Source organism: Metapseudomonas resinovorans DSM 21078 (assembly GCF_000423545.1).
GTDB classification, from domain to species: Bacteria; Pseudomonadota; Gammaproteobacteria; order Pseudomonadales; family Pseudomonadaceae; genus Metapseudomonas; species Metapseudomonas resinovorans.
This window is the reverse complement of record NZ_AUIE01000001.1, coordinates 348,677-375,662: the sequence shown is the minus strand read 5'-3', so window position 1 is coordinate 375,662 and position 26,986 is coordinate 348,677. Positions and strand designations below refer to the sequence as shown.

Here is a 26,986-nt window from a genome sequence, read left to right as displayed (position 1 = left end):
ATGCTTGGGCTTTGCTTGGCTCAACCACCAGGTCCGGGAATCCCGGAAGGACTCAACGAAACGTTCGACCCAAGCCGGCCGGCACGCCGCTGGCGTCAGTGGGCTGCCAGGGACCTTGTGGGCCGTTGGAGTAGCTCCAGCCGTTATCCCAGCGGTAGTAGACGCGCTCGCGGTAGAACACGTTGCGCTGGCCTTCGAGCACATAGACGCCTAGCCCGGTGTCCCAGTAGCAATTGCCACCTGGAGGCGGAGCGAAGCGTGGGTGCGCCTTCAATCGCGGCGCCTGCTTGGGCGGCTGCGACTGTGGCGGCGGTGGCGGCAAGGGGCGGCTCTGGGGAGGGGACTGAACGGCCGGCGGTTTGCGGGAAGGTTCCCACTCAGGCTCGTCGGGTTCGTGGTACGGACCCTGGCCAGCACAGCCGGCCAGGGTCAGGAGGAGGCAGATCAGGGGCAGACCGAAGCGGGGGTTCGGTACTGCCGGAAGCACTATGTGGGTGGTCATTTCTTGTCCGGGCTGTCGATGGTCAGTCGTTGGGTATCCGACGAACCAGTAGACAGCGGCGAACTGCTTCCTATCCATTCCCCGGCGGTCGCATTGCCACTACGGGAGATCCGGGCGACCAACTGCACCTGCGGGAAGTTGGAGAGCTTGAGCTGCGGCATCATGGCGTCCGCGTCGCTCAGGCTGACTTCCGCCGGCAGGTCGGCCACGGTCATGCGCTTGACCGCCAGCGGCATGGGCGGGCCGGAGGTGGCGCGGGCGAAGATGAACACGCTGTCGCCGGGCTGCACCTTGTCTTTCAGGGACGCCGCCAGGTCAACGCGCACCTTCAACTCGGCACCGGCCGGTGCCGGAGCGACCGCGGGCTCCTCGACGGCCACACCGCTTTCCTTGAGCTTCTCGCGGGCCTTGTCGATGCCACCCTGCAGGGCGCCGCGGGAGGGGTCGTCGGCCGGCAGCTGGGTGATCAGACGCTCCCAGTAGGTGATCGCCTCCTGGTAGCGGCCTTCCTCGAAACCGGCAATGCCGAGCAGACCAAGGCTGGTGATTTCCTTGGGATCAGCCTTCAACGCCTCTTCAGTCAGGGCCTTGACCTCGGGGGTCAGCTTCTTCTGGCTGGCGAAGTACAGCGCCTGGGCCCATTGACCCAACAGCTCGGGCTCACGACCACCCCGTTTGACTGCCTGTTCATAGGCGCGCGCGGCATCGGCGGCCCGATCCTGGGCCATGTAGGTGCGGCCGAGGAAGTACCAGCCTTCAGCGGACTCCGGCTGTGCCTCGACCACACGCTCCAGGCGCGAAGTCATTTCTTCAATGCTGCGGGGTTGCTCACGCAGTTCGCGGGTCAACTCCACTTTGTCGCTGGCGCCCCAGTGCAGGTAGAGGCCAAAACCCAGCACCGGCACCAGCACGGCAAACAGCAGCGGCAGGGCCTTGCCCAAACGAGAGGAGCGGCCGTTGTCCGCTCCTTCGGTATCGGCCAGCAGCTCGCGAGCGGCCTCGGCGCGTCCGGCCTCGAACTGCTCGGCAGTCAGCGTGCCGGCGGCGCGCTGGGCGTCCATTTCATCCAGGCGTTCCTGGTAGAGGGCAACGTTCAGGGAGGTACGGTCTTCCTCGGTCTGGGCCTTGCGGCCGCGCAGCACGGGAATCAGCAGGAAAGCCAGGGCGACCAGCAGGAGCAGGCCGGCGGCGAGCCAGAAATCGATCATGGGTCTTTCTTGTCCTGGTTCTCGGAGTTCAGCAGGGCGTCGAGGCGAACCTGCTCATCGGCGGAAAGCATGACCTTGGCAGGGGTGCTTTCGACCCGACGGCGGCGCACGACGATGATGCCCAGCACGACCAGGCCGCCCACCAGCAGGCCAGCAGGGCCGTACCAGAGCAGCAGGGTGCGGGCGTTGACCGGCGGTTTGTAGCGCACGAAGTCGCCATAGCGGGCGACGAGGTAGTCGACGATCTCGTCGTTGCTCTTGCCCTCTTCCAGCATGCGGAAGATTTCGCGACGCAGGTCGGTCGCAATGGGCGCGTTCGAGTCAGCGATGTTCTGGTTCTGGCACTTGGGGCAACGCAGCTCTTCGGTGAGGGTGCGGAAGCGCTCGCGCTCGGCCTCATCCTTGAACTCGTAGGTGTCGATAGCGGCACGGGCCAGGCCAGTCAGGGCCAGGCCCAGCAGGACTGCAGCGATCAGGCGCTTCATTTGCCCTCCTCGTCGACCAGGGCCTGGTAAAGCGGCGCCAGTTGTTCACGCCAGACGACTTCATCGATCACGCCGACAAACTTGTGGCGAATGATGCCGTCCTTGTCGATCAGGAAGGTTTCCGGTGCACCGTAGACGCCCAGGTCCAGGCCAAGGCTGCCCTGCTCGTCGCGAATGTCCAACTGGTAGGGGTTGTGGAACTCCTTCAGCCATTTCAACGCGGCAGCATTGTCATCCTTGTAGTTGACGCCGTAGATGGTTACGCCCATCTGCGCCAGCTTGTTCAGGACCGGGTGTTCGACGCGGCAGGATACGCACCAGGTGCCCCAGACGTTGACCAGCGCCGGCTTGCCCTTGAGGTCGGCCTCGGTGAGCGTACGCTCGCCGGTGACACTGGGCAGGGAGAAGGCCGGGAACGGCTTGTCTATCAAGGCCGAAGGCAGCTCGGCTGGATCGAGGAACAGGCCACGGTAGAGGAACAGTGCGATGCCGAGAAAGGCCAGCAGCGGCAGGACCAGGATCAGACGCTTCATGCTTGGGCTCCCGCCATGCCCAGCGCCTCGCGGACGCGGGTCTTCACTTTCACCCGGTAGCGTCGGTCCGTCGCCGCCAGCACGCCACCAAGGCCCATCAGCAGGCCGCCCAGCCAGATCCAGCGGACGAAGGGCTTCACATGCACACGCACTGCCCAGGCGCCGTTTTCCAGGGGCTCGCCAAGCGCGACGTAGAGGTCGCGGGTGAAACCGGCATCGATGCCGGCCTCGGTCATCACGGACTGTTGCACGGTGTAGAGGCGTTTCTCCGGATGCAGCACGGAAATCTGCTTGTCGCCGTCGAAGACGACGACGGTGCCTTTATCGGAGGTGAAGTTCGGGCCTTCATGGTGTGCCGCACCCTCGAACAGGAAGCGGTAACCGCCGAGCTCCACGGACTCACCCGGTGCCAGGCGCAGATCGCGCTCCGCACTGTATTGGCTGGAGAGCACGACGCCCAATGCACAGACGGCGATGCCTGCGTGGGCCAATTGCATGCCCCAGTAGCTGCGCGTCAGGCCACTGGCGCCTTTGAGCAGGCCTTTGTGGCGCGTCTTGTCCACCAGATCACGGACGCCGGCCAGAACCACCCAGGCGGCCAGGAAGCCAACGGCCAGCACGGCCCAGTGGAAGTCGCCATAGAGGAACGCCGCCAGCACGCCGAGCACCAGGCTGCCGATCAGTACCGGGCCGAGCATGCCGAGCAGCCATTTGACCGGGGTGTCTTTCCAGCGCACCAGGACGCCTGCGGCCAGGGCCAGCATGAGGATCCCCATCAACGGCACGAACAGGGCGTTGAAGTACGGCGGACCGACCGACAGCTTGGCGCCGGTCAGGGCGTCCAGTACCAATGGGTAGAGCGTGCCGAGCAGGATCATCGAGGCCACGACCACCAGCACCAGATTGTTCACCAGCAGCAGGGTCTCGCGGGACCAGAGGGCAAAGCCCACCTGGCTCTTGACGACTGGCGCGCGAACGGCGAACAGCGCCAGGGAACCGCCTACCACCAGCAGCAGGAAGGCGAGGATGAAGACCCCGCGCTCCGGATCGGTAGCGAAAGCGTGGACCGAAGTCAGCACACCGGAACGAACCAGGAAGGTGCCCAGCAGGCTAAGGGAGAAAGCCGCGATGGCCAGCAACACGGTCCAGCTCTTGAACACGCCGCGCTTCTCGGTCACGGCCAGGGAATGGATCAGCGCCGTGCCGACCAGCCAGGGCATGAAGGAGGCGTTTTCCACCGGGTCCCAGAACCACCAGCCGCCCCAGCCGAGTTCGTAGTAGGCCCACCAGGAGCCGAGCACGATACCGACGCTGAGGAAAGCCCAGGCGATGATGGTCCACGGCCGCGACCAGCGCGCCCAAGCGGCATCGAGGCGGCCGCCGAGCAGCGCGGCGATGGCGAAGGCGAAGGCCACGGAGAAGCCGACGTAGCCCATGTAGAGCATCGGCGGGTGGACGATCAGGCCGAAGTCCTGCAGCAGCGGGTTGAGATCGTTACCGTCGGCCGGCATGTTCGGCAACAGGCGATTGAAGGGGTTGGAGGTGACGATCAGGAACAGCAGGAAACCGATGCTGATCATGCCCATCACGGCCAGCACTCGAGCCAGCATCACTTCCGGCAACTGCCGGGAGAAGATCGCCACGGCGAAGGTCCAGCCGCCGAGGATCATTGCCCAGAGTAGCAACGAGCCTTCATGAGCCCCCCAGACGGCGCTGAACTTGAAGTACCAGGGCAGCGCACTATTGGAGTTGCTGGCGACATAAGCCACCGAGAAATCATCCACCATGAAGGCGTAGGTCAGGCAACCGAAGGCAAAGGCCAGGAAGGCGAACTGCCCCCAGGCGGCTGGCTGGGCCAGGCTCATCCACTGGCGGTCGCCGCGCCAGGCGCCGATCAGCGGCAGGGTCGACTGCACGACGGCCAGGCACAGGGCAAGGATCAGGGCCAGATGGCCAAGTTCGGGAATCATCAGGTCACCCCTCCTTCTTCGGGAGTTGGCCACTTTCCTTGAGGGCTTTGGTCACTTCCGGCGGCATGTAGTTCTCGTCGTGCTTGGCCAGTACCTCGTCAGCCACCAACACGCCGTCGGCGTTGAGCTTACCGAGGGCAACGATGCCCTGCCCTTCGCGGAACAGGTCGGGAAGGATGCCGTGGTAGCGGATGGTCACGCTCTTGGCGAAGTCGGTGACCACGAACTGCACGTCCAGAGAGTCGCCGCTACGTTGCACAGAGCCCTTCTCGACCATTCCGCCAGCACGAATACGGGTGTCCTGCGGGGCCTCGCCGTTGGCGATCTGGGTCGGGGTGTAAAACAGATTGATGTTCTGTTGCAGCGCGGACAGCGCCAGCGCCACGGCGACGCCCACACCCGCCACGATGGCCAGGATGATGAACAGGCGCTTCTTGCGTACCGGATTCACTTCGACTCCTCCCGGCGCAAACGACGCGCCTCGTCTTGCAGGTAACGGCGCCGCGCGATCAATGGCATGGCGACGTTGATGGCCAGTACCGCGAGGCTGATGCCATAGGCGGTCCAGACATACAGGCCATGGTTACCCATGGCGAGAAATTCGGTGAAGGAAGAAAAACTCATCAGACCTTACCCACTTGTGCCTGAATCTCGGCCTTGGCCCAACTGGCGCGGGACTCGCGCTTGAGCACTTCCAGGCGCATCCGCAGCAGCATCACGGCACCGAAGAAGCAGTAGAAGCCGAGCACCATGATCAGCAGCGGCAACCACATTTCCGGCGGCATGGCCGGCTTCTCGGTGATCTTGAAGGTGGCCGGCTGGTGCAGGGTGTTCCACCACTCCACCGAGTACTTGATGATCGGGATGTTGATTACGCCGACGATGGCCAGCACTGCGCAGGCCTTCGCGGCGCTGTCACGATTGCTGATCGCCTGGCCGAGGGCAATGACACCGAAGTACAGGAAAAGAAGGATGAGCATCGACGTAAGGCGGGCATCCCAGACCCACCAGGCACCCCAGGTAGGCTTGCCCCAGATGGCACCGGTGACCAGCGCGACGAAGGTCATCCAGGCGCCGATGGGCGCGGCGGCCTGCAGGGCGACGTCGGCCAGTTTCATCTTCCACACCAGGCCAACCACGCCGCACACCGCCAGCATGATGTAGCAGGACTGGGCGAGGAAGGCTGCCGGCACGTGGATATAGATGATGCGGAAGCTGTTGCCCTGCTGGTAGTCCGGCGGTGCGAAGGCCAGGCCCCAGACCAGGCCGAGGGTGATCAGGATCACCGCGCCCCAGGCGAACCAGGGCAGCCAGCGGCCGCTGATCTCGTAGAACCATTTCGGCGAGCCAAGCTTGTGGAACCACGTCCAGTTCATCGGGGCCACCTGCTTGGCGCTGAGGCCTGTTCGGACATCGGCAGTTTTCTCATCAGGGCAACTCTGTTTCTTATTCGCCGACACTGATGGTCAGGCCGGCGGCAATGGCAAAGGGTGTCAGGGTCACCGCCAGGGCGGTGAGACTCGCCAGCCACAACAGGTGGCCGACTGTCGGCAGTCCTTGCAGGGCCGCCTGCAACGCTCCGCTGCCAAGAATCAGCACCGGGATGTACAGCGGCAGGATCAGCAACGCCAGCAGCAGGCCGCCACGCTTGAGGCCTACAGTCAGCGCGGCGCCCACGGCACCCAGCAGGCTCAACACCGGCGTACCGAGCAGCAGCGAGAGCAGCAGCACAGGCAGGCAGCGTGCCGGCAGACCGAGCATCAGCGCCAGCAACGGTGCCAGCAATACCAGGGCCAATCCGGAAAACAGCCAGTGTGCCAGCACCTTGGCCAACACCAGAAGCGGCAGGGGGTGCGGCGAAACGACCCACTGTTCCAGCGAGCCATCTTCGAAATCACTGCGGAAAAGCCCGTCCAGCGAGAGCAGCACGGCCAACAGGGCCGCTACCCAGACAAGGCCGGGGGAAAGGCTTTGCAACAATTGGGTCTCGGGGCCGACGGCCAGGGGGAACAATGCGACCACTATGGCGAAGAACACCAGCGGGTTAGCCAATTCCGCCGGACGGCGTACCAGCAGGCGGGCTTCCCGAGCAACCAGCAAGGTGAAGACGTTGCTCATGCGCGGCGCTGCCCCAGGTCAAGTTCGCGATAGCCGGAAGGCACATGGCCCATGCTGTGGTGAGTGGTGAACACCACCAGTCCGCCCTGCTCGCAATGCCGCGCCAGATGCAGCTCCAACTGGGCGACCCCCTGTTTGTCGAGGGCGGTGAAGGGTTCGTCGAGAATCCACAGCGGTGGCGCGTCCAGGTACAGGCGTGCCAGGGCCACACGGCGCTGCTGTCCGGCAGACAAGGTATGGCAGGGTACGTCTTCGAAGCCGCGCAAGCCCACCGCTTCCAGCGCTTGCCAGATGGCCTCGTGGCCAGCGGGCTGGTGCAGGGCACAGAGCCAGCGCAGGTTCTCCTCGGGGGTCAGCAGGCCCTTGATACCGGCAGCATGACCGATCCACAGGAGGTTTCGCGCCAGTTCGCTGCGCTGGCGGGCCAGCGGCTTGCCGTTCAGGCGGACTTCCCCGGCGGTGGGCTGCATCAGGCCGCAGAGCAGGCGCAAGAGGCTGGTCTTGCCACTGCCGTTAGGGCCACTGACCTGGAGCATCTCGCCCGGGACCAATTGCAGATCCAGCCGCTCGAACAGCAGACGCCAGTCCCGCTCGCAGGCGAGGGCCACGGTCTCGAGATAGGGACTGGTCACGGCATGGATACCCGGGGTGTATTCAAGTCAGGGAGGTGCCGGCCGCTATAATGGAGAACTCCAAGGCTCGCGGCCGACCCGGACGGGGCGGCATTATACATGCCACACCCCACCCCCGAAGCGAGCTTTTTCGACAGGTTGTAACCCTTTCATGACCGAAATCAGCGGCGTGCGCCCTCTCCCCCCCAGCCAGCCCGTTTCCCGCCCCGTGCAGAACGCGGCGGACATGGCGCTCAAGCTCCTGCAGCCCCTGGACGGACTGCTGGCCGCTGGCGAAAGCGCCGACGCCGAAGTCATCGCCCTGAAGGAAACCGCGCAGAGCTTCCAGTTGCTGCTCAAACTGACCCTGGCCAATGGCACCCAGACAACCCTGGAAGCCAGCAGCACGCGCCCTTTGGCCCAGGGAAGCCTGCTCAACATCACTGCCCTGTCGGATACCCGCCTGGCCATGGCCCTGAAAGGTGGCGAGCGCGCCCTCGGCAGCCTCGACCTCGATCTGCTGCCCGTGGGCACCCTGGTCCAGGGCAAGGTGGTGTCCAGCGAACTGACCGCCCAAGGCAAGGCTCAGGCAGCGGTCTACAAGGTGCTGGTCAATGTCCTCAACACCCCGCTGGCTGGAAATCAGCTGAGTATCGAGAGCCCTCGGCCATTGGCGATCGGCAGCCTGCTCAGCGCCCAGGTCCAGGGCAGCCAGATGCTGCAGTTTCTACCCCTGGCAGCGCAGCTGGATCAGCTCGAACTCACTCAGCAACTGGCCGGGCAGCAGAGCCGCCAGGGCTCGCTCGACGTGCTGATCGGGGCCTTGCAGACCACCGGCCGGGAGAACCTGCCGGAAAACCTGCGGGCCGCCATGGATAAATTGCTCGGTGCCCTGCCCGACATCCGTCAGCTCGGTGACCCAAAGGTCCTGGCCGCAGCCCTGGAGAACAGCGGCGCCCTGCTGGAATCACGCCTGCTGGGCGGCCAGACCGGCGCCCTGCCGCAGGACTTCAAGGCCAACCTGCTGCGCCTGGTCGCGCAACTGCTGCCAGCCCTGCCAACGCCCGGCGCCCTGCCGACCACCGGCACCAGCAACGCCATGGCCCAGGCCCTGCCGGCCTTCATTCGTAGCGCCCTGGGTGCCCTCGGCCAGGCCAACGCCCGCCAGCAGGCGCTGAGCTTTCCCCTGCCTTCGCGCCTGGCGCAGACAGCCGAGGAAGAAGGCGACCTGGAAACCCTGCTCAAACTGGCTGCGGCTGCCGTGTCCCGACTGCAGACTCACCAGCTTTCCAGCCTCGCCCAGACCCAGGTGACCCCCGAAGGCAACCTGCTGACCACCTGGCAACTGGAAGTGCCGATGCGCAATCAACAGGAAATCGTTCCGCTGCAGATCAAGCTGCAACAGGAGCAAGACGGCCGGCAGGAGAAGAACGAACGCAAGGAAAGCCTCTGGCGCATCGAACTGGCCTTCGACCTGGAGCCGCTCGGGCCGCTGCAGGTCCAGGCCCAACTGGCGCAGGGCAGTCTGTCCAGCCAGCTCTGGGCGGAACGCGCCGACACCGCCGGACTGATCGACCGCGAACTGCCGAACCTTCGCGAGCGCCTGCAGGCCGCCGGCCTCACCGTCGGCGATCTGGCCTGCACCCAGGGCAAACCACCCCGGGGACAAAGAACCAACCTGGAACAGCGCTGGGTGGACGAAACCGCATGATTCCAACGCCCGTGAATGCGTTCAGCTTCGTCGGCTTCACCTCTGCAAGGAAGTCGGAATGAGCAAGAAACCCCGCCAGGCCATCGCCCTCTCCTACGACGGCGTCAGCGCCCCCAACCTGACTGCCAAGGGCGACGACGAACTGGCTGAGGCCATCCTCGCCATCGCCCGCGAGTACGAAGTCCCCATCTACGAGAACGCCGAACTGGTGCGCCTGCTGGCGCGGCTGGAATTGGGAGACGCGATTCCCGAAGCGCTCTACCGCACCATCGCGGAGATCATCGCCTTCGCCTGGTACCTCAGGGGCAAGTGTCCGGCCGGCTTCGACCCCGACGCCGAGCGCGACGTCTCCCCGCCCCTTCCCCTGCTCAGCGGACCGGCCGATTGAACACCAGGCGCTCGCCCTCCAGGCCCTTGCCCTGGGGGAAGTCCTGCAGTTGCCAGGCGAAGTAACCCTCGCGGAAATAGAAGACCTGCCGGTAACCCCAGCTCACCGCCATCCTCACGGCTTCTGCACCGTGGGGGCAGACCTCGCTGTCGCAGTAGATCACCAGGGGCATCTGGCGCGGCCATTGCGGCTGGGCCAGGTCGTTGAAACGGTCGAGCAGGTCGAGATGCAGGGCACCGTGGATATGACCCCAGGTCCATTCGCGGGTCGGTCGCACATCGATGAAAATCGCCCCGCGCTCATACAGGTAGCGAGCCTGCAGCACGTTGACCGTCATGGCGCCCTCTACTTCCATGGGGGCTTCCTGGGCGTGCAGATAGGGCACCAGGCACAAGAGAAGAATTGGAAGTAGACGCATCGCCGGACCTCCCCGGAGAGAAGCCCCGGAATTTCAGCTTAGGTCAGGCGTATGGGTGGGATTCGGAACGATTGGAATGGAACAGGAATGGCTTAAGAACAGCGGGCACTAAGACGCGCAGAGTTCAAAGTTCGGGGACGAAGGTCAGCCGCGATCCTTCTGGGCCTGGTGCAACTTGCTCACCAACTCGGCTTCGGCCTTGGTCAGGCCACAGGAATGGGTAAGGTCGTCGACGCTGGCGCCAAGTCCCACCAAGCGCGCAGCCTGCGAGAAGGAAAGGCTGCTGGGGTCACGCTGTTCGATCCGGCTGAGCTTGTCCGGCAAGGGCGCCACCACGCGGCGTAGCTCGTGGAGCTCCTCGCCCATGCGCACGCTGCCTTCCAGATAGGCGTCGAGGCGACGCCCCAGATCCTTGAACTTCTGGTCGCGCACTGCGTCGCGCTGGGCCTGAGCCTCCACTTCCTGGCGCAGGCGCTTGGCCAGCCAGTAGCAGGTCACGCCCAAGCCGATGCAGGCCAGCGCAAGGGCCACCGCGAGCAGTGCAATCCAGATCAACTCAGATGCTCTCCAGCTCCGACCACTCTTCCTCGCTCATCATCTTGTCCAGTTCGACGAGGATCAGCAGCTCGCCGTTCTTGTTGCAGACACCCTGGATGAACTTGGCGGATTCGTCATTGCCGACGTTGGGCGCGGTCTCGATCTCCGACTGGCGGAGATAAACCACCTCGGCCACGCTGTCGACCAGGATGCCGACCACCTGCTTGTCAGCCTCGATGATGACGATGCGGGTGTTGTCGGTCACCGGCGCCGGGCCGAGACCGAAGCGTTGACGGGTGTCGATCACGGTCACCACGTTGCCGCGCAGGTTGATGATGCCCAGCACGTAGCTCGGCGCCCCCGGCACCGGTGCGATCTCGGTGTAACGCAGGACTTCCTGCACCTGCATCACGTTGATGCCGTAGGTTTCGTTGTCCAGGCGGAAAGTCACCCATTGCAGGATGGGATCTTCGGCACCTTGAGCGGACGATTTCTTCATGTTCCCTAGCCTCTCTTGAGCCACCCTGGGCGGCGGTCGCGGGTTTTTCCCGCTGTTGTGTTCATGGGGCCCTGTACGGCACAGGGCCTCCCCCTCAATTCAGCGACATGCGTTTGGTTGCGCCGCTGGCGATCAGCTCGGCCAGTGCCGAGACGTCCAGCAACGCACACATATGTTCGATCACGGTACCGGCCAACCAGGGTCTCTGGCTACGCTGGCTGCGCCATTTGATTTCATTCGGGTCCAGGCGGATGGAGCGGCTGACCTGGTGCACCGCCAACCCCCACTCGTAGCCCTGTACCGAAATCACGTACTGCAGGCCTTCGCGGAAATCCTCGCGGTAGCGTTCAGGCATCACCCAGCGCGCGGTATCCAGCACCTTCAGGTTGCCCGCCTGGCACGGCAGTATGCCGAGGAACCAGTCCGGCTGCCCGAACAAAGGCGTCAGCTCCTGCCCGGCCAGCGGGTAAATGGAGCCCAGGGACACCAGTGGAACGGCCAGCGTCAGGCCGGCGACATCGAACAGCAGGCACTCGAAGGGCTCTTCGCCCCACGCGGGGCGCCCACCGGCGACCAGTGCCGGAACATCGGACTGGAGGGCGCCCGGCATACCGAGTTCCACCAGCGGTTCGACGCGCGCCTGCACGGGCTCTGGCTCGGCCTCGGCCACAGTCGGCATGAGGACTTCCGGTTCCAGGACCAGCAGCGGCTCCACTTCCGGCTCCGGTGCAACCAGTGCCGGTGCGGCCTCCAGCACGCGGGTCAGTCGCGCATCGCGGACCTGCTCTTCCAGCACCGCGGCTTCGAACTCTTCCCGGCTGGTGCTTTCGGCCAGCTCGACCGACGCCTCATGCAGCAATGCATCCAGGTAGGACTGCAGGGCCAGTTGCGGGCGGGTAGCGGTGGCGAGGGGACGACTCATGTTGGGAACCCACGGGATTGATCTGTAGAGCCTATCGGCAGGCGGCGCCCTTCACTTGAGTTCCGGCGGTCGACGATGCGATTCATCTCAGGCCACCTGGGTAGCCGGCAGTTGGCTGAGCAAGTGCTTGAGCAAGGCTCGGTAGGCGATCACGCCACGACTGTTGGCATCGTACTGGGACGGCGTGACACCGGCGCGACTGGCATCCCGCAATCGCGTATCCACCGGGATGTAGGCCTGCCAGAGGTTCTCCGGGTAGTTGTTGCGCAGCACCTTGAGGGTATTGAGCGACGCCTGGGTCCGACGGTCGAACAGGGTCGGCACGATGGTGTACGGCAACGCCTGCTTGCGCGAGCGGTTGATCATCGCCAGGGTGCTGACCATGCGCTCCAGCCCCTTCACCGCCAGGAACTCGGTCTGCACCGGAATGACCAGCTGCTGGCTCGCGGCCAGGGCGTTGACCATGAGCACGCCGAGCAGCGGCGGACTGTCGATGATGGCGTGATCGAACTGCTGCCAGAGCTGCGCCAGGCTCTTGGCGATCACCAGCCCGAGGCCGTTCTGCCCCGGCGACTGACGCTCCAGGGTCGCCAGCGCGGTGCTGGACGGCAGCAGGGAAATACGTTCGTGGCTGGTCTGCAGCAACAGTTCGCGCGGTAGGCCATCGGGCACGGTGCCTTGCTGCAGGAACAAGTCGAAGCAGCTGTGTTCCAGCGTATCCGGGTCATGCCCGAAATAGCTGGTCATCGACCCGTGCGGGTCGAGGTCCACTACCACGACTCGCTTGCCGGCATCGGCCAGCAGGCCCGCCAGGGCGATGGATGTGGTGGTCTTGCCGACTCCACCTTTTTGGTTGGCTACTGCCCAGACTCTCATCTTCATCATCCTCCCGGCTGTGCTACTGCGCCGAGAATCAGCACCTGCCCTACGGGGCCGGTGACGGGGAATTGACGGCACCCGTTGCAGGGGCCTGTGCTGGCGCTGCTGGTGCAGGTTGCGTGCCAGCCCGCAGCAAGGCGCTATCCGGTTTGGCATTGGCGCTGCCGACGCCACTTACACTGCGACGTACATCGAGGTTGCGGGAAATCACCAACACGACGCGCCGATTGCGCGCCCGACCTTCGGCGGTGGCGTTGTCAGCAACCGGCTGGAACTCACCATACCCCACCGCAGCCAGGCGGTTGGCTGCCAGACCATCCATCGCCAGCATGCGCACGATGCTCGCGGCACGCGCCGCGGACAGCTCCCAGTTGGACGGGAACTGCGAGGTGGCGATGGGCATATTGTCAGTAAAACCTTCGACATGAACCGGGTTGTCGTAGGGTGCCAGAATCCTGGCGACCCTCTCGATGAGGTTGAAGGCCGCATCATTGGGAATGGCGTCGCCGCTGGGGAACAACAGGCTGGAGTTCATCTCGATCTCCACCCAGAGCTCATTGCCGCGCACGTTCAACTGCTCGGACTTGATCAGGTCGCCGAAGGCATCGCGCACGCTCTGGGCAATTTCCTGCAGCGGGTCGGCGCCCGGATCGTCAATGGAGGTCTGACTGCGTTCGCTTTCCTCCACCATGCTCCGGTCCAGCTCAGTGGTTCGGGGCTTTTCCTCTCCCACCGGGATCGGCTTGATCGAACGATCCGGCTGGTTGAACACGCCCACCAGGGTTTCCGAGAGAATCTTGTACTTGCCTTCGTTGATCGACGAAATGGAGTACATCACCACGAAGAAGGCGAACAACAGCGTGATGAAGTCCGCGTAGGACACCAGCCAGCGTTCGTGATTCTCGTGTTCTTCCTGATGCCGCCTGCGCGCCATGGCCCGCTCCTCAATCCATGAAGCCCTGAAGCTTGAGTTCGATGGAGCGCGGGTTCTCGCCCTCGGCGATGGAGAGAATGCCCTCCAGCAGCATTTCGCGGTAACGCGACTGGCGCATCGCGACGGATTTCAGCTTGTTGCCGATGGGCAGCAGCAACAGGTTGGCGAAGCCGACGCCATAGATGGTGGCGACGAAGGCCACGGCGATGCCGCCGCCCAACTGGCTGGGATCGGCCAGGTTACCCATGACATGGATCAGGCCCATGACGGCACCGATGATGCCGATGGTGGGCGCGTAACCGCCCATGCTCTCGAACACCTTGGCGGCCTGCAGGTCACGGCCTTCCTGGGTGAAAAGGTCGACTTCGAGGATGCTGCGGATGGATTCCGGCTCGGCGCCATCCACCAACAGCTGCAAGCCTTTGCGGGCGAAAGGATCGGATTCGCTGTCAGCGACCGGCTCCAGGCCCAGCAGGCCTTCCTTGCGCGCGGTCATGCTCCAGTTCACTACGCGGGTGATGCCACCGGCGAGGTCGAGCTGGGGCGGGAAGAGTATCCAGCGAATGATGACCAGGGCGCGCTTGAAGATGTTCATGGGCGTCTGCAGGAACGCCGCGCCCAGGGTGCCACCCAGAACGATGAGCGCCGCCGGCCCGTTGAGCAGGGCCGCGGCGTGGCCGCCTTCGAGGTAATTGCCGCCGATGATGGCGACGAAGGCCAGGATTACCCCGATGAGGCTTAGTACATCCATTACCTGGGTTTCTCCATCACATGCACGCCTCGACCAGGTGGCGGCCGATGTCGTCCAGGCCATAGACGGCGTCGGCCAGGTTGGCCTTCACCACCGCCATGGGCATGCCGTAGATCACGCAGCTGGCTTCGTCCTGGGCCCAGACCTGGCTGCCGCCCTGCTTGAGCAGGCGCGCACCTTCACGGCCATCCGCGCCCATGCCGGTCAGCACCACCGCCAGGACCTTGTCACTGTAGGACTTGGCCGCGGAGCCAAAGGTGATGTCCACGCAGGGCTTGTAGTTCAGGCGCTCGTCACCGGGCAGGATACGAACCACGCCACGTGCATCGACCATCATTTGCTTGCCGCCCGGGGCCAGCAGGGCCAGGCCGGGGCGCAGTACGTCGCCGTCCTCGGCTTCCTTGACGGAGATCCGGCAGAGCTTGTCCAGACGCTCGGCGAAAGCCTTGGTGAAGGCCGCCGGCATGTGCTGGATCAGCACCAGGGGCGCTGGGAAATTGGCCGGCAATTGGGTGAGCACGCGTTGCAGGGCAACCGGCCCGCCGGTGGAGGTGCCGATGGCTACCAGCCGGTAGGCCTTACGCTTTGGGACAGCGGAGCTGGCCGGAGCCGCCGGGGCGGCGTGGCTCGGTTGCGCCGGCGCATGCAGCGGACGCGCCGGGGTGCTCGGGGCCACTGCCGGAGTCGAATGCGACGAAGCACTGAAGCTGCTGTAGCGACGGTTGCTGCGGGCAATGCTGTGGACCTTCTCGCAGAGCAGCTGCTTGACCTTCTCGGGCGTGCGCGAGATGTCCTCGAAGTTTTTCGGCAGGAAGTCCACTGCGCCAGCGTCCAGAGCGTCGAGGGTGACGCGGGCGCCTTCGTGGGTCAGCGAGGAGAACATCAGGACCGGGGTCGGGCAGCGCTGCATGATGTGCCGCACCGCGGTGATGCCGTCCATCATCGGCATCTCGTAGTCCATGGTGATGACGTCGGGCTTGAGCGCCTGCGCCTGGTCGATGGCCTCACGGCCATTCGTGGCGGTACCGACCACCTGGATATTGGGGTCGGAAGAAAGGATTTCCGTGACACGGCGGCGGAAGAACCCGGAGTCATCCACCACCAGAACCTTGACTGCCATAAAAATAAAGCTCCTAGAAGGCGGCCATTCCTGGCCGCCCCAGATCAACCGCGGCGTGCGTAATGCTTGAGCATGCTCGGCACGTCGAGGATCAGCGCGATACGGCCATCGCCGGTAATGGTGGCGCCGGACATGCCTGGCGTGCCCTGGAGCATCTTGCCCAGGGGTTTGATCACCACTTCTTCCTGACCCACCAACTGGTCGACCACGAACCCGATGCGCTGGGTGCCCACGGAGAGGATCACCACATGGCCCTCACCCTGCTCTTCCACGGCCGCGTCACGCACCAGCCAGCGCTTGAGGTAGAACAGCGGCAATGCCTTGTCGCGGACGATCACCACTTCCTGGCCGTCCACCACATTGGTGCGCGACAGGTCGAGGTGGAAGATCTCGTTGACGTTCACCAGCGGGAAGGCGAAGGCCTGGTTGCCCAGCATCACCATCAGGGTCGGCATGATCGCCAGGGTCAGCGGAACCTTGATGACGATCTTCGAGCCGTGGCCCTTTTGCGAGAACACGTTCACCGTGCCGTTGAGCTGGGAGATCTTGGTCTTCACCACGTCCATGCCGACACCGCGGCCGGACACGTCGGAAATCTCGGTCTTGGTCGAGAAGCCCGGGGCGAAGATCAGGTTGTAGCACTCCAGCTCGGTCAGACGCTCGGCGGCGTCCTTGTCCAGCAGCCCCTTCTCCACCGCCTTGGCGCGCAGCACAGCCGCATCCATTCCCTTGCCGTCGTCGGTGATCATCAGGAGGATGTGGTCGCCTTCCTGCTCGGCGGAGAGTACCACCCGGCCGGTGCGCGACTTGCCAGCGGCCTCACGCTCCTCGGGAGACTCGATGCCGTGGTCGACGGCGTTGCGCACCAGGTGCACCAACGGGTCGGCCAGGGCTTCGACCAGGTTCTTGTCCAGGTCGGTTTCCTCGCCCACGAGTTCGAGGTTGATTTCCTTTTTCAGGTTGCGCGCCAGGTCGCGGACCAGGCGCGGGAAGCGGCCGAAGACTTTCTTGATCGGCTGCATCCGCGTCTTCATCACCGCGGTCTGCAGGTCGGCGGTCACCACATCCAGGTTGGACACGGCCTTGGCCATGGATTCGTCACCGCTGTTGGCGCCCAGGCGCACCAGGCGGTTACGCACCAGCACCAGCTCGCCGACCATGTTCATAATCTCGTCCAGGCGCGCGGTATCCACCCGTACGGTGGTTTCCGCTTCGCTGGCCACGGCCGGGCCGGCAGCGCCGTTGCCGCCAGCAGCTGCAGCCGGTTGGCGAGGTGCGGGCGCAGGCGCCGGTTCGGCCTTGGCCTTGACCGCGGGCTTGGGCACCGGTGCGGGAGCGGGAGCCGGGCGGCTCGCGGCAGGCGCGACAACCGATTCTTCGGCAGCGCCGTTGAACTTGCCCTTGCCGTGCAGCTGGTCGAGCAGCGCTTCGAATTCGTCGTCGGTGATGTTCTCGCCGCCGTTCGCGGCTGCGGCCGAAGCAGCAGGCGCGACTGGCGCGACCGGAGCACTCGCGGCCACGTCCGTGGCGCCGTTGAACTTGCCCTTGCCGTGCAGTTGGTCGAGCAGGTCCTCGAACTCATCGTCTGAGATTTCGTCACCCGTGCCGGCCATAGCCGGAACAGCCTTAGCGGCATGGGCGGCGACGGCGGCTTCCGGCTCCACGGCAGCGACGAACTTGCCCTTGCCATGCAGCTGGTCAAGCAGCGCTTCGAATTCGTCGTCGGTAATTTCATCAGCGGCAGCAGCGGCCGGTTCGGCGACGCCACCCGCGTTGTCACCCAGGGCGTCCAGCAGTTGCTCGAACTCGCTGTCGGTGATATCGGCGCTCGCGTCGACGGGAGCAGGCTCCTCGATCACCGGAGCGGGCGCAGGCTCGGCGCCAGCCGGCTCGGCCAGGCGCGACAGTGCAGCCAGCAACTCCGCGGTGGCCGGCGTCGGTTCGCTGCGCTCGCGCACTTCGGTGAACATTTCGTTGACCGTGTCCAGCGCCTGCAGCACCACATCCATCAGCTCGGCATCCACGCGGCGTTCGCCCTTGCGCAGGATGTCGAAGACGTTTTCGGCGATGTGGCAGCACTCCACCAGGGCGTTGAGCTGGAGGAAGCCAGCACCACCTTTCACGGTATGGAAACCACGGAAAATCGCGTTGAGCAGATCCATGTCGTCCGGGCGGCTTTCCAGCTCGACCAGCTGCTCGGAGAGTTGCTCCAAAATTTCGCCGGCCTCTACCAGGAAGTCCTGGAGGATTTCTTCATCGGCGTCGAAGCTCATATGAGCGCTCCCTAAAAGCCTAGGCTGGATAGCAGATCGTCGACGTCGTCCTGTCCGGACACCACGTCTTCACGTATATCGGCATGGATCTGCGGACCTTCACCCCTGGAAGGACTTTTTTGTTGTTCCAGCTCGGCGCGCAGCGCGTTGTGGTCGTGCTCGATACCGGCATAGCGATCCACCTGGCTGGCCATCAGCACCAGCTTGACCAGGTTGCTTTCCACCTCGGTCACCAGTTGGGTCACGCGCTTGATCACCTGGCCGGTCAAGTCCTGGTAATCCTGGGCGAGCAGGATTTCGTTGAGCTTGCCGGACAGCGCATCGGTGTCGCGCTGGCTGCGGGCGAGGAACTGTTCGATACGGCGAGCCAGCTCACGGAAACCGTCCGCGCCGATTTCCCGGCGCATGAAGCGACCCCACTCATCCCCCAGTTGCTGGGCTTCATCGCTCAGGCCGTTGAGCAGCGGCGCGCTTTCCTCCACCAGATCCATGGTCCGGTTGGCGGCCTTCTCGGTCATCTTCACGACATAGGAAAGTCGGTCGGTCGCGTCGGCGATCTGCGACATTTCCTGGGAGTGCGGCAGGTGCGGGTCGATCTGGAAGTTGACGATGGCGTTGTGCAGTTCGCGCGTCAGCTTGCCAACTTCCTGGTAAAGGCCACGGTCACGGACCTGATTGAGTTCGTGGATGAGTTGCACGGCGTCAGTGAAATTGCCCTTCTCGAGGCTATCTACCAATTCTCGCGCGCGGGTTTTCAGGGTCGACTCGAAGTCTCCCAGCAGGTGTTCGTTCTGGTCCATGGTGCCCTCGCGGCTGACATCAGCCGTTGACCCGCTCGAAGATCTTCTCGATTTTTTCTTTCAGGACCTGGGCAGTGAAAGGCTTGACCACATAGCCGTTCACCCCGGCCTGGGCCGCCTCGATGATCTGGTCGCGCTTGGCCTCGGCGGTCACCATCAGCACCGGCAGGTGTTTCAGGCGCTCATCTGCACGCACCGCGCGCAGCAGGTCGATGCCGGTCATGCCGGGCATGTTCCAGTCGGTCACGAGGAAATCGAAGTTGCCGCTGTGCAGCATCGGCAGAGCGGTGGTGCCGTCGTCGGCTTCGGCGGTATTGGTGAAACCCAAGTCGCGCAAGAGGTTCTTGATGATGCGTCTCATCGTCGAGAAATCGTCAACGATGAGGATTTTCATGTTCTTGTCCAAGTCGACCTCCGTACAGTCTCAAACGCCCCTCTTGCCGGGTGCGCCGTTCAAATCTGGCAGTGGTGTGCCGTTCAGCGCGCGCGCCATTCACCGAGCCGTGCGCGCAGGCGTGCCGCACACTGGCTATGCAATTGGCTGACTCGCGATTCGCTGACCCCCAGCACCTCACCGATTTCCTTCAAGTTCAGTTCTTCGTCGTAATACAGCGCCAGCACCAGGCGCTCACGCTCCGGCAGGTTCGCGATGGCATCAGCCAGCGCGGCCTGGAAGCGGTCTTCTTCCAGATCATGGGAAGGTGAGAATTGGGTGACACCGGCGTCCTCGTGCACGCCGCCCTGCTCGCCGTCCTGCAACAGGTCGTCGAAGCTGAACAGGCGGCTGCCCAAGGTGTCGCTCAGGATGCCGTAGTAGTCTTCGAGACTCAATCCAAGTTCGGCAGCAACTTCCTGATCTTTAGCGTCGCGTCCTGTTCTGGCTTCGATCGTACGGATTGCGTCGCTCACCATACGGGTATTGCGGTGCACCGAACGCGGTGCCCAGTCGCCCTTGCGGACCTCGTCGAGCATGGCCCCGCGAATGCGGATGCCGGCGTAGGTCTCGAAACTGGCACCCTTGCTGCCGTCGTACTTCTTCGAGGCTTCGAGCAAGCCGATCATCCCGGACTGCATCAGGTCTTCCACCTGCACGCTAGCCGGCAGGCGCGCGAGCAGGTGATACGCGATTCGCTTGACCAGGGGCGCATAGCGCTCGATCAGCTGATGCTGCGAATCCCTTGCCTGAGCCTTGCCGTACATACGCAGTCCAGTGGCGGGTGTCATACAGGGCTATCCGCGGAGGGCTGTTTGACCAGCCGCTCGACGAAGAACTCCAGATGGCCCCGCGGGTTGGCCGGCAGCGGCCAGCTGTCGACCTTCTGTGCGATGGCCTTGAAGGCCAGCGAGCACTTCGAGCGCGGGAAGGCTTCATAGACCGCACGCTGTTTCTGTACGGCCTTGCGCACCGACTCGTCATAGGGAACGGCACCCACATACTGCAGCGCGACGTCGAGGAAACGGTCGGTGACCTTGGTCAGTTTGGCGAACAGGTTGCGCCCTTCCTGCGGGCTGTGGGCCATGTTGGCCAGCACGCGGAAGCGGCTCATGCCGTAATCGCGGTTGAGCAACTTGATCAGCGCGTAGGCGTCGGTGATGGAAGTCGGCTCGTCGCAAACCACCACGATCACCTCCTGGGCCGCGCGAACGAAGCTGACCACCGAATCACCGATGCCGGCGGCGGTATCGATCACCAGCACGTCGAGGTTGTCGCTGATATCGCTGAATGCCTGGATCAGGCCGGCGTGCTGCATGGGCGAAAGCTGCACCATGCTCTGGGTGCCGGAGGCGGCCGGGACGATGCGGATGCCCCCCGGTCCCTGCAACAGCACGTCGCGCAGGTCACATTCGCCATTGATCACATCGGCCAGGGTGCGCTTGGCGGTGAGGCCGAGCAGGACGTCGACATTGGCCAGGCCAAGGTCGGCGTCCAACAACATGACGCGACGGCCGAGTTCGGCCAGGGCCAGTGAAAGGTTCACCGACACGTTGGTCTTACCGACGCCGCCCTTGCCGCCGGTCACCGCGATCACCTGTACGGGATGAATACTACCCATTTCAAATACCTTGCCTTAGGGGCCATTTGGCGGTCCAGCACCGCCCCTCGGAGGGGCGGTTCACAATTCTTCAACCGGCGCGACGCGCCGGATTCTGGTAGAGGCCGGCGAACAGATCGGCCATTGCCTCTTCACTCGGATCTTCAGGCGCCTGAAGGCTGACCGCGCGGCTCACCAGTTGATGGCTGCGGGGAACCTGCAGATCATCCGGAATTCGCGGGCCGTCGGCCAGATAGGCTACCGGGAGATGCTGGCCGATAGCCAGCCCCAAAACCTCGCCCAGGCTGGCCGCTTCGTCTGCCTTGGTAATGACGCAACCGACCAGGCCGCAACGTTTGTAGCTGTGATAGGCCGCCTTGAGCACCTGGCTCTGGCTGGTGGCAGCCATCACCAGGTAATTCTTCGCGTTTATCGCCCGGCTGGCCAGGGCTTCGAGCTGCATGGCCAGGGCCGGATCGTTGCCCGGCAGACCGGCGGTATCGATCAGCACCACGCGCTTGCGGACCAGCGGGGCCAGGGCCTGGGTCAGAGACTGACCCGGATCGACCAGGGTCACCGGCACATTGAGGATGCGGCCAAGGGTCTTGATCTGCTCCTGGGCGCCGATGCGGAAGCTGTCCATGCTCACCAGGGCGACGCTCTGGGCGCCGTACTTGAGTACGTAGCGGGCGGCCAGCTTGGCCAGGGTGGTGGTCTTACCCATGCCGGCAGGGCCGACCAGCGCAATCACACCGCCCTCTTCCATCGGTTCGATCTGCGGCGTGCGAATGGCATGGGCCAGGTGTGCCAGCAGCATGCGCCAGGCCTGACGCGGTTCGTTGACCTTGGCCACCTTGTCCAGCAGGGCGCGGGCCAGTTCAGCCGGCAACCCCATGCGCTGCAGGCGGCGCCAGAGGCTGGCCTGTTGCGGACGACGGCTCTGCATCTGGCCCCAGGCGATGGAACCCAGCTGCACTTCGATCAGTTCACGCAGGCCACTCAACTCGAAACGCATGGCGTCCAGGGCAGCCTGGTCCACCGCGGCGGATCGGGGTGCACTGACCGGTTCCACCGGGCGGGCCACCGGGCGTGGGCGGCTCATGGCGGCGGCCAGGGCGGCTTCTGGCAATTCCGACTCGATGGCGGTCAGGGGCTGGCCGGCGAACAATTGACGGTCCTTGCCAGCGTCAGCCTGGGCGCGGGTGGTCAGTTCGGCCTGCGCCTCGGCGATGCGTGCCTGAGTCTTGCGCAACTCGGCCTCGAGCGCGGGGTTGGGCTTGCTCGGGGCCGGTGCGGGCATCGGGTAGTCCAGCGCCGCGGTCAGCTCGACACCGCCGGCGACCCGGCGATTACCGATGATGGCGGCATCCGCGCCCAGTTCATCACGCACCAACTTCATGGCTTGACGCATATCGGCGGCGAAGAAGCGTTTGACCTGCATGGTCTTTGACCTCGGTTAGTTCTGCCCCACAGTCGCGACTATGGTGACCTGCTTGTTGTCCGGTATTTCCTGGTAGGCCAGTACGTGCATGGTCGGCACGGCGAGCCTTGCGAAGCGCGACATCATCGCCCGGATCGGCCCGGCCACCAGCAGGATCGCCTGCTTGCCGAGCATTTCCTGGCGCTGCGCCGCTTCCACCAGGGAACGTTGCAGCTTCTCGGCCATTCCGGGTTCGAGGAGAACGCCATCTTCCGAACCTTGTCCGGCCTTCTGCAGACTATTGAGCAATATCTGTTCCAACCTGGGTTCCAGAGTAATCACAGGCAGCTCCGGCTCTAGTCCCACAATGCTTTGCACGATTGCGCGGGCCAGCGACACACGAACCGCCGCCACCAGAGCGGCGGGATCTTGACTCTTGGGCGCCACATTGGCGATGGCTTCGGCGATGGTGCGGATGTCGCGTACCGGCACCTGTTCCTGCAGCAGGGCCTGGAGCACCTTCAGCAAGGTCGACAGCGAAATCATGCCCGGCACCAGCTCTTCGGCGAGGCGCGGCGAACTCTTGGCCAGGTTCTGCATCAGTTGCTGGACTTCTTCATGGCCCAGCAACTCGTGAGCGTGCTTATGCAGCACCTGGTTGAGGTGCGTAGCGACCACGGTGCTCGCATCAACCACCGTGTAGCCGAGGGATTGCGCCTGGTCGCGCTGGCTGGCGTCGATCCATACCGCTTCCAGCCCGAACGCCGGATCCTTGGCGGCGACGCCATTGAGGGTGCCGAACACCTGGCCGGGGTTGATCGCCAGCTCGCGGTCCGGGTAGACCTCCGCCTCGGCCACGCTGACGCCCATCAGGGTCAGGCGATAGGCGTTGGGCAGCAGGTCGAGGTTGTCGCGGATATGCACCGAAGGCATCAGGAAGCCCATCTCCTGGGACAGCTTCTTGCGAACCCCCTTGATCCGCGCCAGCAGTTGACCTCCCTGGTTACGGTCTACCAACGGAATCAGCCGGTAGCCGACTTCCAGGCCTACCAGGTCAACCGGGATCACGTCGTCCCAACCCAGTTCCTTGGTTTCCTGTGCGCGCTGGGCGGGCAACAGTTCCTGCTGGCGCTTTTCTTCCTGGACAGCCTCTTCCGTGACCTTCTTCTGCTTCTGCCAGATCCACCAGGCGCCACCGGCAGCCACCAGGCCCAGGCCGATGAAGGACACATGGGGCATGCCGGGCACCAGGCCCATGGCGATAAGGATCGCAGCGGACACCGCCAGGGCCTTGGGCGAGGCGAACATCTGGCGGTTGACCTGCTGGCCCATGTCCTCGGAGGAAGACACGCGGGTCACCATGATCGCTGCAGCGGTGGACAGCAACAGCGAAGGAATCTGCGCCACCAGGCCGTCACCGATGGTCAGCAGGGAATAGATACGGCCGGCGTCGCTGAAGCTCAGGCCATGCTGCAGCATGCCGATGGCCACACCGCCGATGAGGTTGATGAAGAGAATCAGCAGGCCAGCGATGGCGTCACCGCGCACGAACTTGCTGGCACCGTCCATGGAGCCGTAGAAGTCCGCTTCCTGGGAAACCTCGGAGCGGCGCTTCTTGGCCTCAGCCTGGTCGATGAGGCCCGCGTTGAGGTCGGCGTCAATTGCCATCTGCTTGCCGGGCATCGCATCCAGGGTGAAACGCGCACTCACCTCGGAGATACGCCCGGCACCCTTGGTGACCACCACGAAGTTGATGATCATCAGGATCGCGAAGACCACAGCACCAACCACGTAGTTACCGCCTACCACGACATCGCCGAAGGCCTGGATCACCTTGCCTGCAGCGTCATGGCCGTCCTGGCCGTGGAGCAGCACCACGCGGGTGGACGCTACGTTCAGCGCCAGGCGCAAGAGAGTGGCGACCAGCAGGATGGTCGGGAAGACGGCGAAATCCAGGGGGCGCAGGGCGTACACGCTGACCAGCAGCACCACGATCGACAGGGCAATGTTGAAGGTGAAGAAGACGTCCAGCAGGAACGGCGGCACCGGCAGGGTCATCATGCCCAGCATCACCAGGACCAGCAGCGGCACACCGAGGTTGCCACGCCCCATGCCCACCAGGTTGTTGCGGACATTGCCGATCAGTTGCGTACGATCCACTGGTACTCCCCTACCCCTTTCGCGAAGCCTGGCTCCGCACATCCAATCTTTTGACGCGAGAAAGCGCCCTGCCCCGCCTGCTGCAAGAAGCTTTCCAACTTCGTTAAGAGATTGATTAGACGGAAGAAAAATCCGGGAATGAAACGAGGTGGGTCAATGACTTGTGGGGGCGAATTCATTCGCCAAGGGCAGCGTAGCTGCCCCAATGCAGGCGCGCGGGGCAGACCTTCGGCCTGCTTGGCGAATGAATTGGCTATGTCTGCACTTCGTGTTGCAGGCAGCTGCATTGCCCGTAGGAGCTGGCTTGCCAGCGAATGGCCCCGTTTCGCTGGCAAGCCAGCTCCTACAAGGCATTTGGCCGGATGGTAAATCTCTCGCAACAGCTAACGCAGACATAGCGAATGAATTCGCCCCCACAGAAAAACGAGCAGACCAGGGCTGGCGTCACTCGTCGCGCCGCAAATCCGGCGGAATCGGCAGGTTGTTCAGCGGCGCCGGGCGTTTGCCGCGGCCGGAGCGGAACTGCTTGAGCTGATAGACGTAGGCCAGCACCTGGGCCACGGCCAGGTAGAGGCCGGCGGGGATTTCCTGATCCAGCTCGGTGGAGTAGTAGACCGCCCGCGCCAGGGCCGGGGACTCCAGCACCATTACCTGGCTCTCCTGGGCGATCTCGCGGATCTTCAACGCGGTGAAATCATTGCCCTTGGCCAGCAACACCGGCGCACCACCTTTATCGGCGTCGTACTTCAGGGCCACGGCGAAGTGGGTCGGGTTGGTGATGACCACGTCAGCCTGCGGCACGGCGGCCATCATTCGGCGCTCGGCCATTTCCCGCTGCAGACGGCGGATGCGCGACTTGACCTCAGGCTTGCCCTCGGTGTCCTTGTACTCGTCGCGCACCTCCTGCTTGGTCATCATCAACTTCTGCTTGTTGTCCCAGAGCTGGAACGGCACGTCCACGGCAGCGATCAGGATCAGGCCACAAGCCAGCCAAACCGCGCTCCAGCCCACCACCTGGACGCTGTGGAGGATGGCCATGTCCAGGGGTTCATGGGCGATAGCCAGAAGATCGTCGCGGTCCGAGCTGAGCACCGCCAGCGCCACCAGCAGGATCAGCACGAACTTGGCCAGCGCCTTGAGCAGCTCAGCCAGCGCGTGCAGGGAGAACATTCGCTTGAGTCCGGACAGCGGATTCATCCGGCTGAACTTGGGCATCAGGGCTTCGGTGGAGAACAGCCAACCGCCGAGGGAAACAGGGCCGGCAATGGACACCACGAGCAGGGTGATCAGCAACGGCAGCAAGGCATCCAGCGCCATCTTGCCGGACATCAGCAGCCAGATGCCCATGCTTCGCTCATCCATCAACACCGCTCGCGGCAGGTCGAAGTTGGACTGCATCAGCTTCATCAGCATGTCTGCCAGGCCACCGCCGCTGGCCAGCAGGCCACCCGCCCCGGCCAGGGTCACAGCGAGGGTATTGAGCTCGCGGGAACGGGCGATCTGGCCCTTGTCGCGGGCCTCCTGCAACCGTTTCCCTGTGGGTTCCTCGCTCTTGTCCGCCCCGCTCTCACTCTCCGCCATGGAAAACTACCTGCGTTGCCAATGCTGCGTTGAGGACGGCCTCAACCTGCTCATTTACCGTCGTAAACCGAGACGACGTGTTCATCGCACCCTCGCCAGCTCGCGCATGAGCTGCAGGGCGTCGCTGGCCAGGACCTGGTACTGGGTGAGGATGTCGGCCAGGCCGATCCAGACGATCACCAGCCCCAACGCCAGGGTCAGGGGAAAACCAATGGAGAAGATGTTCAGTTGCGGCGCCGCGCGGGTCATCACGCCGAAGGCCAGGTTCACCACCAGCAGCGCGGTGACCGCCGGCAAGGACAACAGCAGGCCCGCGCCCATGACCCAGCCGAGCTTGCCGGCGACTTCCCAGTGATGGTTGGTCAGCAATCCGCCGCCCACCGGCAAAGTGACGAAGCTTTCGGCCAATATCTCGAAGACCACCAGGTGACCGTTCATGGACAGGAACAGCAAGGTCACCAACATCAGGTAGAACTGGCCGAGCACCGGCACCGAAACGCCATTGGTGGGATCGACCATGGACGCGAAACCCAGGCCCATCTGCATGGAAATGATCTGACCGGCCACCACGAACGCGTGGAAGAACAGTTGCAGCATGAAGCCGAGCAAGGCGCCGACCAGTATCTGCTCGCCAATCAGCAGGATGTTGCCCAGGTTGATGGCGTCCACCTGCGGCATCGGCGGCAGCGTTGGCACCAGCACCACGGCAATGGCCAGCGCGAGGTACAGGCGGACCCTCGTCGGCACCAGTTGGGTACCGATGATCGGCATGGTCATCAGCAGCGCGGCGATGCGGAACAGCGGGAGCAGGAAGCTGCCGACCCAGCCACCGATCTGTGCGTCGCTGAGTTCGAGCATGGTCAGCCGATCAACATCGGGATGTTCTGATAGAGCGTCTGGATGTACTCCATCAGTTGGCGGGTCATCCAGGGGCCGGCCCAGATCAGGGTGAGCAACATCACCAACAGGCGCGGCAGGAAGCTCAGGGTCTGCTCGTTGATCTGGGTGGCCGCCTGGAACATGGCGACGATGAGGCCCACTACCAGGCTCGGCACCACCAGGATGGCGACGATCAGACAGGTCAGCCAGAGCGCCTCACGGAACAGGTCGACCGCAACTTCAGGGGTCATCGC

The 26,986-nt window shown here is 64.0% G+C and carries 30 protein-coding genes; 2 read left to right on the top strand and 28 right to left on the bottom strand.

What is annotated here, in order from left to right; genetic code table 11:
• Positions 1-52: 52 nt before the first annotated feature.
• From G559_RS0101705 to ccmA, 10 genes are all read right to left on the bottom strand, one after another.
• The gene (locus G559_RS0101705) at positions 53-502 is read right to left on the bottom strand and encodes a hypothetical protein (RefSeq protein WP_051246329.1); all 450 of its coding nucleotides are present in this window, start codon (positions 500-502) and stop codon (positions 53-55) included.
• A complete protein-coding gene (ccmI, locus tag G559_RS0101700) occupies positions 499-1,710 on the bottom strand; it encodes a c-type cytochrome biogenesis protein CcmI (protein WP_028626585.1) in 1,212 nt (403 codons plus the stop codon). The genes G559_RS0101705 and ccmI overlap by 4 nt, the downstream gene beginning before the upstream one ends.
• Complete coding sequence (locus G559_RS0101695) at positions 1,707-2,195, bottom strand: cytochrome c-type biogenesis protein (protein WP_028626584.1); 489 nt, start codon at positions 2,193-2,195, stop codon at positions 1,707-1,709. The genes ccmI and G559_RS0101695 overlap by 4 nt, the downstream gene beginning before the upstream one ends.
• Entirely contained in the window at positions 2,192-2,728 is a 537-nt protein-coding gene (locus tag G559_RS0101690) for a DsbE family thiol:disulfide interchange protein (RefSeq protein ID WP_028626583.1), read from the bottom strand. Before G559_RS0101690 ends, G559_RS0101695 begins: the two co-directional genes overlap by 4 nt.
• Positions 2,725-4,698, bottom strand: a complete 1,974-nt coding sequence (locus tag G559_RS0101685; RefSeq protein ID WP_028626582.1) for a heme lyase CcmF/NrfE family subunit — start codon at positions 4,696-4,698, stop codon at positions 2,725-2,727. The genes G559_RS0101690 and G559_RS0101685 overlap by 4 nt, the downstream gene beginning before the upstream one ends.
• A 4-nt stretch (positions 4,699-4,702) precedes the next feature.
• Positions 4,703-5,149 carry a cytochrome c maturation protein CcmE gene (gene ccmE / locus G559_RS0101680; protein WP_028626581.1) on the bottom strand — a complete coding sequence of 149 codons (447 nt, stop codon included), beginning with the start codon at positions 5,147-5,149 and terminating at the stop codon, positions 4,703-4,705.
• Complete coding sequence (gene ccmD, locus G559_RS0101675; protein ID WP_028626580.1) at positions 5,146-5,322, bottom strand: heme exporter protein CcmD; 177 nt, start codon at positions 5,320-5,322, stop codon at positions 5,146-5,148. The genes ccmE and ccmD overlap by 4 nt, the downstream gene beginning before the upstream one ends.
• Positions 5,322-6,074, bottom strand: coding sequence for a heme ABC transporter permease (locus tag G559_RS0101670; protein ID WP_028626579.1), 753 nt, complete (start codon positions 6,072-6,074; stop codon positions 5,322-5,324). The genes ccmD and G559_RS0101670 overlap by 1 nt, the downstream gene beginning before the upstream one ends.
• A gap of 70 nt (positions 6,075-6,144) precedes the next feature.
• The gene (gene ccmB / locus G559_RS0101665; RefSeq protein ID WP_028626578.1) at positions 6,145-6,816 is read right to left on the bottom strand and encodes a heme exporter protein CcmB; all 672 of its coding nucleotides are present in this window, start codon (positions 6,814-6,816) and stop codon (positions 6,145-6,147) included.
• Positions 6,813-7,448 carry a cytochrome c biogenesis heme-transporting ATPase CcmA gene (ccmA, locus tag G559_RS0101660; protein ID WP_028626577.1) on the bottom strand — a complete coding sequence of 212 codons (636 nt, stop codon included), beginning with the start codon at positions 7,446-7,448 and terminating at the stop codon, positions 6,813-6,815. Before ccmA ends, ccmB begins: the two co-directional genes overlap by 4 nt.
• Positions 7,449-7,599: 151 nt before the next feature.
• Between ccmA and fliK the strand changes: the two genes are divergently transcribed.
• Together fliK and G559_RS0101650 are read left to right on the top strand one after the other, a co-directional pair.
• Positions 7,600-9,138: a flagellar hook-length control protein FliK gene (gene fliK / locus G559_RS0101655; protein WP_028626576.1), complete on the top strand. Its 1,539-nt coding sequence runs from the start codon at positions 7,600-7,602 to the stop codon at positions 9,136-9,138.
• A gap of 58 nt (positions 9,139-9,196) precedes the next feature.
• The gene (locus G559_RS0101650) at positions 9,197-9,526 is read left to right on the top strand and encodes an EscU/YscU/HrcU family type III secretion system export apparatus switch protein (RefSeq protein WP_028626575.1); all 330 of its coding nucleotides are present in this window, start codon (positions 9,197-9,199) and stop codon (positions 9,524-9,526) included.
• On the opposite strand, the gene G559_RS0101645 is transcribed toward G559_RS0101650, so the two are convergent.
• The 18 genes from G559_RS0101645 to fliQ all read right to left on the bottom strand — a co-directional run bounded on the left by G559_RS0101645 (position 9,507) and on the right by fliQ (position 26,983).
• Positions 9,507-9,944 (bottom strand): rhodanese-like domain-containing protein, encoded by a 438-nt coding sequence (locus G559_RS0101645; RefSeq protein ID WP_028626574.1) that lies wholly within the window; start codon positions 9,942-9,944, stop codon positions 9,507-9,509. The genes G559_RS0101650 and G559_RS0101645 overlap by 20 nt on opposite strands.
• A gap of 144 nt (positions 9,945-10,088) precedes the next feature.
• Entirely contained in the window at positions 10,089-10,499 is a 411-nt protein-coding gene (locus G559_RS0101640; protein WP_028626573.1) for a DUF2802 domain-containing protein, read from the bottom strand.
• Position 10,500: 1 nt separating this feature from the next.
• Positions 10,501-10,980 (bottom strand): chemotaxis protein CheW, encoded by a 480-nt coding sequence (locus G559_RS0101635; protein WP_016493839.1) that lies wholly within the window; start codon positions 10,978-10,980, stop codon positions 10,501-10,503.
• A gap of 94 nt (positions 10,981-11,074) precedes the next feature.
• Positions 11,075-11,902, bottom strand: a complete 828-nt coding sequence (locus tag G559_RS0101630) for a CheW domain-containing protein (protein WP_028626572.1) — start codon at positions 11,900-11,902, stop codon at positions 11,075-11,077.
• Between the two features lie 87 nt (positions 11,903-11,989).
• A complete protein-coding gene (locus G559_RS0101625) occupies positions 11,990-12,778 on the bottom strand; it encodes a ParA family protein (RefSeq protein ID WP_028626571.1) in 789 nt (262 codons plus the stop codon).
• Between the two features lie 49 nt (positions 12,779-12,827).
• Positions 12,828-13,715 (bottom strand): flagellar motor protein MotD, encoded by an 888-nt coding sequence (gene motD / locus G559_RS0101620; RefSeq protein ID WP_028626570.1) that lies wholly within the window; start codon positions 13,713-13,715, stop codon positions 12,828-12,830.
• Positions 13,716-13,725: 10 nt separating this feature from the next.
• Positions 13,726-14,466, bottom strand: a complete 741-nt coding sequence (locus tag G559_RS0101615) for a flagellar motor protein (RefSeq protein ID WP_028626569.1) — start codon at positions 14,464-14,466, stop codon at positions 13,726-13,728.
• 16 nt (positions 14,467-14,482) lie between these two features.
• The gene (locus G559_RS0101610; RefSeq protein ID WP_028626568.1) at positions 14,483-15,586 is read right to left on the bottom strand and encodes a protein-glutamate methylesterase/protein-glutamine glutaminase; all 1,104 of its coding nucleotides are present in this window, start codon (positions 15,584-15,586) and stop codon (positions 14,483-14,485) included.
• A gap of 44 nt (positions 15,587-15,630) precedes the next feature.
• Positions 15,631-17,859 (bottom strand): chemotaxis protein CheA, encoded by a 2,229-nt coding sequence (locus tag G559_RS0101605; protein WP_028626567.1) that lies wholly within the window; start codon positions 17,857-17,859, stop codon positions 15,631-15,633.
• Between the two features lie 11 nt (positions 17,860-17,870).
• Positions 17,871-18,659, bottom strand: coding sequence for a protein phosphatase CheZ (locus G559_RS0101600; protein ID WP_028626566.1), 789 nt, complete (start codon positions 18,657-18,659; stop codon positions 17,871-17,873).
• 19 nt (positions 18,660-18,678) lie between these two features.
• A complete protein-coding gene (locus tag G559_RS0101595) occupies positions 18,679-19,053 on the bottom strand; it encodes a chemotaxis response regulator CheY (protein ID WP_003083073.1) in 375 nt (124 codons plus the stop codon).
• An 83-nt stretch (positions 19,054-19,136) separates the two neighbouring features.
• Complete coding sequence (fliA, locus tag G559_RS0101590) at positions 19,137-19,883, bottom strand: RNA polymerase sigma factor FliA (protein ID WP_028626565.1); 747 nt, start codon at positions 19,881-19,883, stop codon at positions 19,137-19,139.
• Positions 19,880-20,713, bottom strand: coding sequence for a flagellar synthesis regulator FleN (gene fleN, locus G559_RS0101585; RefSeq protein WP_028626564.1), 834 nt, complete (start codon positions 20,711-20,713; stop codon positions 19,880-19,882). The genes fliA and fleN overlap by 4 nt, the downstream gene beginning before the upstream one ends.
• A gap of 70 nt (positions 20,714-20,783) precedes the next feature.
• Positions 20,784-22,133, bottom strand: coding sequence for a flagellar biosynthesis protein FlhF (gene flhF, locus G559_RS0101580; protein ID WP_028626563.1), 1,350 nt, complete (start codon positions 22,131-22,133; stop codon positions 20,784-20,786).
• Positions 22,134-22,148: 15 nt separating this feature from the next.
• Entirely contained in the window at positions 22,149-24,272 is a 2,124-nt protein-coding gene (gene flhA, locus G559_RS0101575; protein WP_028626562.1) for a flagellar biosynthesis protein FlhA, read from the bottom strand.
• A 444-nt stretch (positions 24,273-24,716) separates the two neighbouring features.
• Positions 24,717-25,853 (bottom strand): flagellar biosynthesis protein FlhB, encoded by a 1,137-nt coding sequence (gene flhB, locus G559_RS0101570; RefSeq protein WP_028626561.1) that lies wholly within the window; start codon positions 25,851-25,853, stop codon positions 24,717-24,719.
• A gap of 81 nt (positions 25,854-25,934) precedes the next feature.
• Positions 25,935-26,711, bottom strand: a complete 777-nt coding sequence (gene fliR, locus G559_RS0101565; RefSeq protein WP_028626560.1) for a flagellar biosynthetic protein FliR — start codon at positions 26,709-26,711, stop codon at positions 25,935-25,937.
• Positions 26,712-26,713: 2 nt separating this feature from the next.
• The gene (gene fliQ, locus G559_RS0101560; RefSeq protein WP_028626559.1) at positions 26,714-26,983 is read right to left on the bottom strand and encodes a flagellar biosynthesis protein FliQ; all 270 of its coding nucleotides are present in this window, start codon (positions 26,981-26,983) and stop codon (positions 26,714-26,716) included.
• Positions 26,984-26,986: the final 3 nt, after the last annotated feature.

Bases quoted from the DNA above. Each gene is read 5' to 3' on its own strand.
- G559_RS0101650 (WP_028626575.1), top strand. From the start codon at position 9,197: ATGAGCAAGAAACCCCGCCAGGCCATCGCCCTCTCCTACGACGGCGTC.
- fliR (WP_028626560.1), bottom strand. From the start codon at position 26,711: ATGCTCGAACTCAGCGACGCACAGATCGGTGGCTGGGTCGGCAGCTTC.
- motD (WP_028626570.1), bottom strand. From the start codon at position 13,715: ATGGCGCGCAGGCGGCATCAGGAAGAACACGAGAATCACGAACGCTGG.
- fliQ (WP_028626559.1), bottom strand. From the start codon at position 26,983: ATGACCCCTGAAGTTGCGGTCGACCTGTTCCGTGAGGCGCTCTGGCTG.
- G559_RS0101610 (WP_028626568.1), bottom strand. From the start codon at position 15,586: ATGGCAGTCAAGGTTCTGGTGGTGGATGACTCCGGGTTCTTCCGCCGC.
- fliK (WP_028626576.1), top strand. From the start codon at position 7,600: ATGACCGAAATCAGCGGCGTGCGCCCTCTCCCCCCCAGCCAGCCCGTT.
- ccmB (WP_028626578.1), bottom strand. From the start codon at position 6,816: ATGAGCAACGTCTTCACCTTGCTGGTTGCTCGGGAAGCCCGCCTGCTG.
- G559_RS0101635 (WP_016493839.1), bottom strand. From the start codon at position 10,980: ATGAAGAAATCGTCCGCTCAAGGTGCCGAAGATCCCATCCTGCAATGG.
- G559_RS0101705 (WP_051246329.1), bottom strand. From the start codon at position 502: ATGACCACCCACATAGTGCTTCCGGCAGTACCGAACCCCCGCTTCGGT.
- G559_RS0101645 (WP_028626574.1), bottom strand. From the start codon at position 9,944: ATGCGTCTACTTCCAATTCTTCTCTTGTGCCTGGTGCCCTATCTGCAC.
- G559_RS0101630 (WP_028626572.1), bottom strand. From the start codon at position 11,902: ATGAGTCGTCCCCTCGCCACCGCTACCCGCCCGCAACTGGCCCTGCAG.
- G559_RS0101690 (WP_028626583.1), bottom strand. From the start codon at position 2,728: ATGAAGCGTCTGATCCTGGTCCTGCCGCTGCTGGCCTTTCTCGGCATC.
- G559_RS0101625 (WP_028626571.1), bottom strand. From the start codon at position 12,778: ATGAGAGTCTGGGCAGTAGCCAACCAAAAAGGTGGAGTCGGCAAGACC.
- G559_RS0101695 (WP_028626584.1), bottom strand. From the start codon at position 2,195: ATGAAGCGCCTGATCGCTGCAGTCCTGCTGGGCCTGGCCCTGACTGGC.
- G559_RS0101670 (WP_028626579.1), bottom strand. From the start codon at position 6,074: ATGAACTGGACGTGGTTCCACAAGCTTGGCTCGCCGAAATGGTTCTAC.
- G559_RS0101600 (WP_028626566.1), bottom strand. From the start codon at position 18,659: ATGGACCAGAACGAACACCTGCTGGGAGACTTCGAGTCGACCCTGAAA.
- fliA (WP_028626565.1), bottom strand. From the start codon at position 19,883: ATGACACCCGCCACTGGACTGCGTATGTACGGCAAGGCTCAGGCAAGG.
- ccmI (WP_028626585.1), bottom strand. From the start codon at position 1,710: ATGATCGATTTCTGGCTCGCCGCCGGCCTGCTCCTGCTGGTCGCCCTG.
- ccmD (WP_028626580.1), bottom strand. From the start codon at position 5,322: ATGAGTTTTTCTTCCTTCACCGAATTTCTCGCCATGGGTAACCATGGC.
- G559_RS0101615 (WP_028626569.1), bottom strand. From the start codon at position 14,466: ATGGATGTACTAAGCCTCATCGGGGTAATCCTGGCCTTCGTCGCCATC.
- G559_RS0101595 (WP_003083073.1), bottom strand. From the start codon at position 19,053: ATGAAAATCCTCATCGTTGACGATTTCTCGACGATGAGACGCATCATC.
- G559_RS0101605 (WP_028626567.1), bottom strand. From the start codon at position 17,859: ATGAGCTTCGACGCCGATGAAGAAATCCTCCAGGACTTCCTGGTAGAG.
- fleN (WP_028626564.1), bottom strand. From the start codon at position 20,713: ATGGGTAGTATTCATCCCGTACAGGTGATCGCGGTGACCGGCGGCAAG.
- flhF (WP_028626563.1), bottom strand. From the start codon at position 22,133: ATGCAGGTCAAACGCTTCTTCGCCGCCGATATGCGTCAAGCCATGAAG.
- G559_RS0101685 (WP_028626582.1), bottom strand. From the start codon at position 4,698: ATGATTCCCGAACTTGGCCATCTGGCCCTGATCCTTGCCCTGTGCCTG.
- flhB (WP_028626561.1), bottom strand. From the start codon at position 25,853: ATGGCGGAGAGTGAGAGCGGGGCGGACAAGAGCGAGGAACCCACAGGG.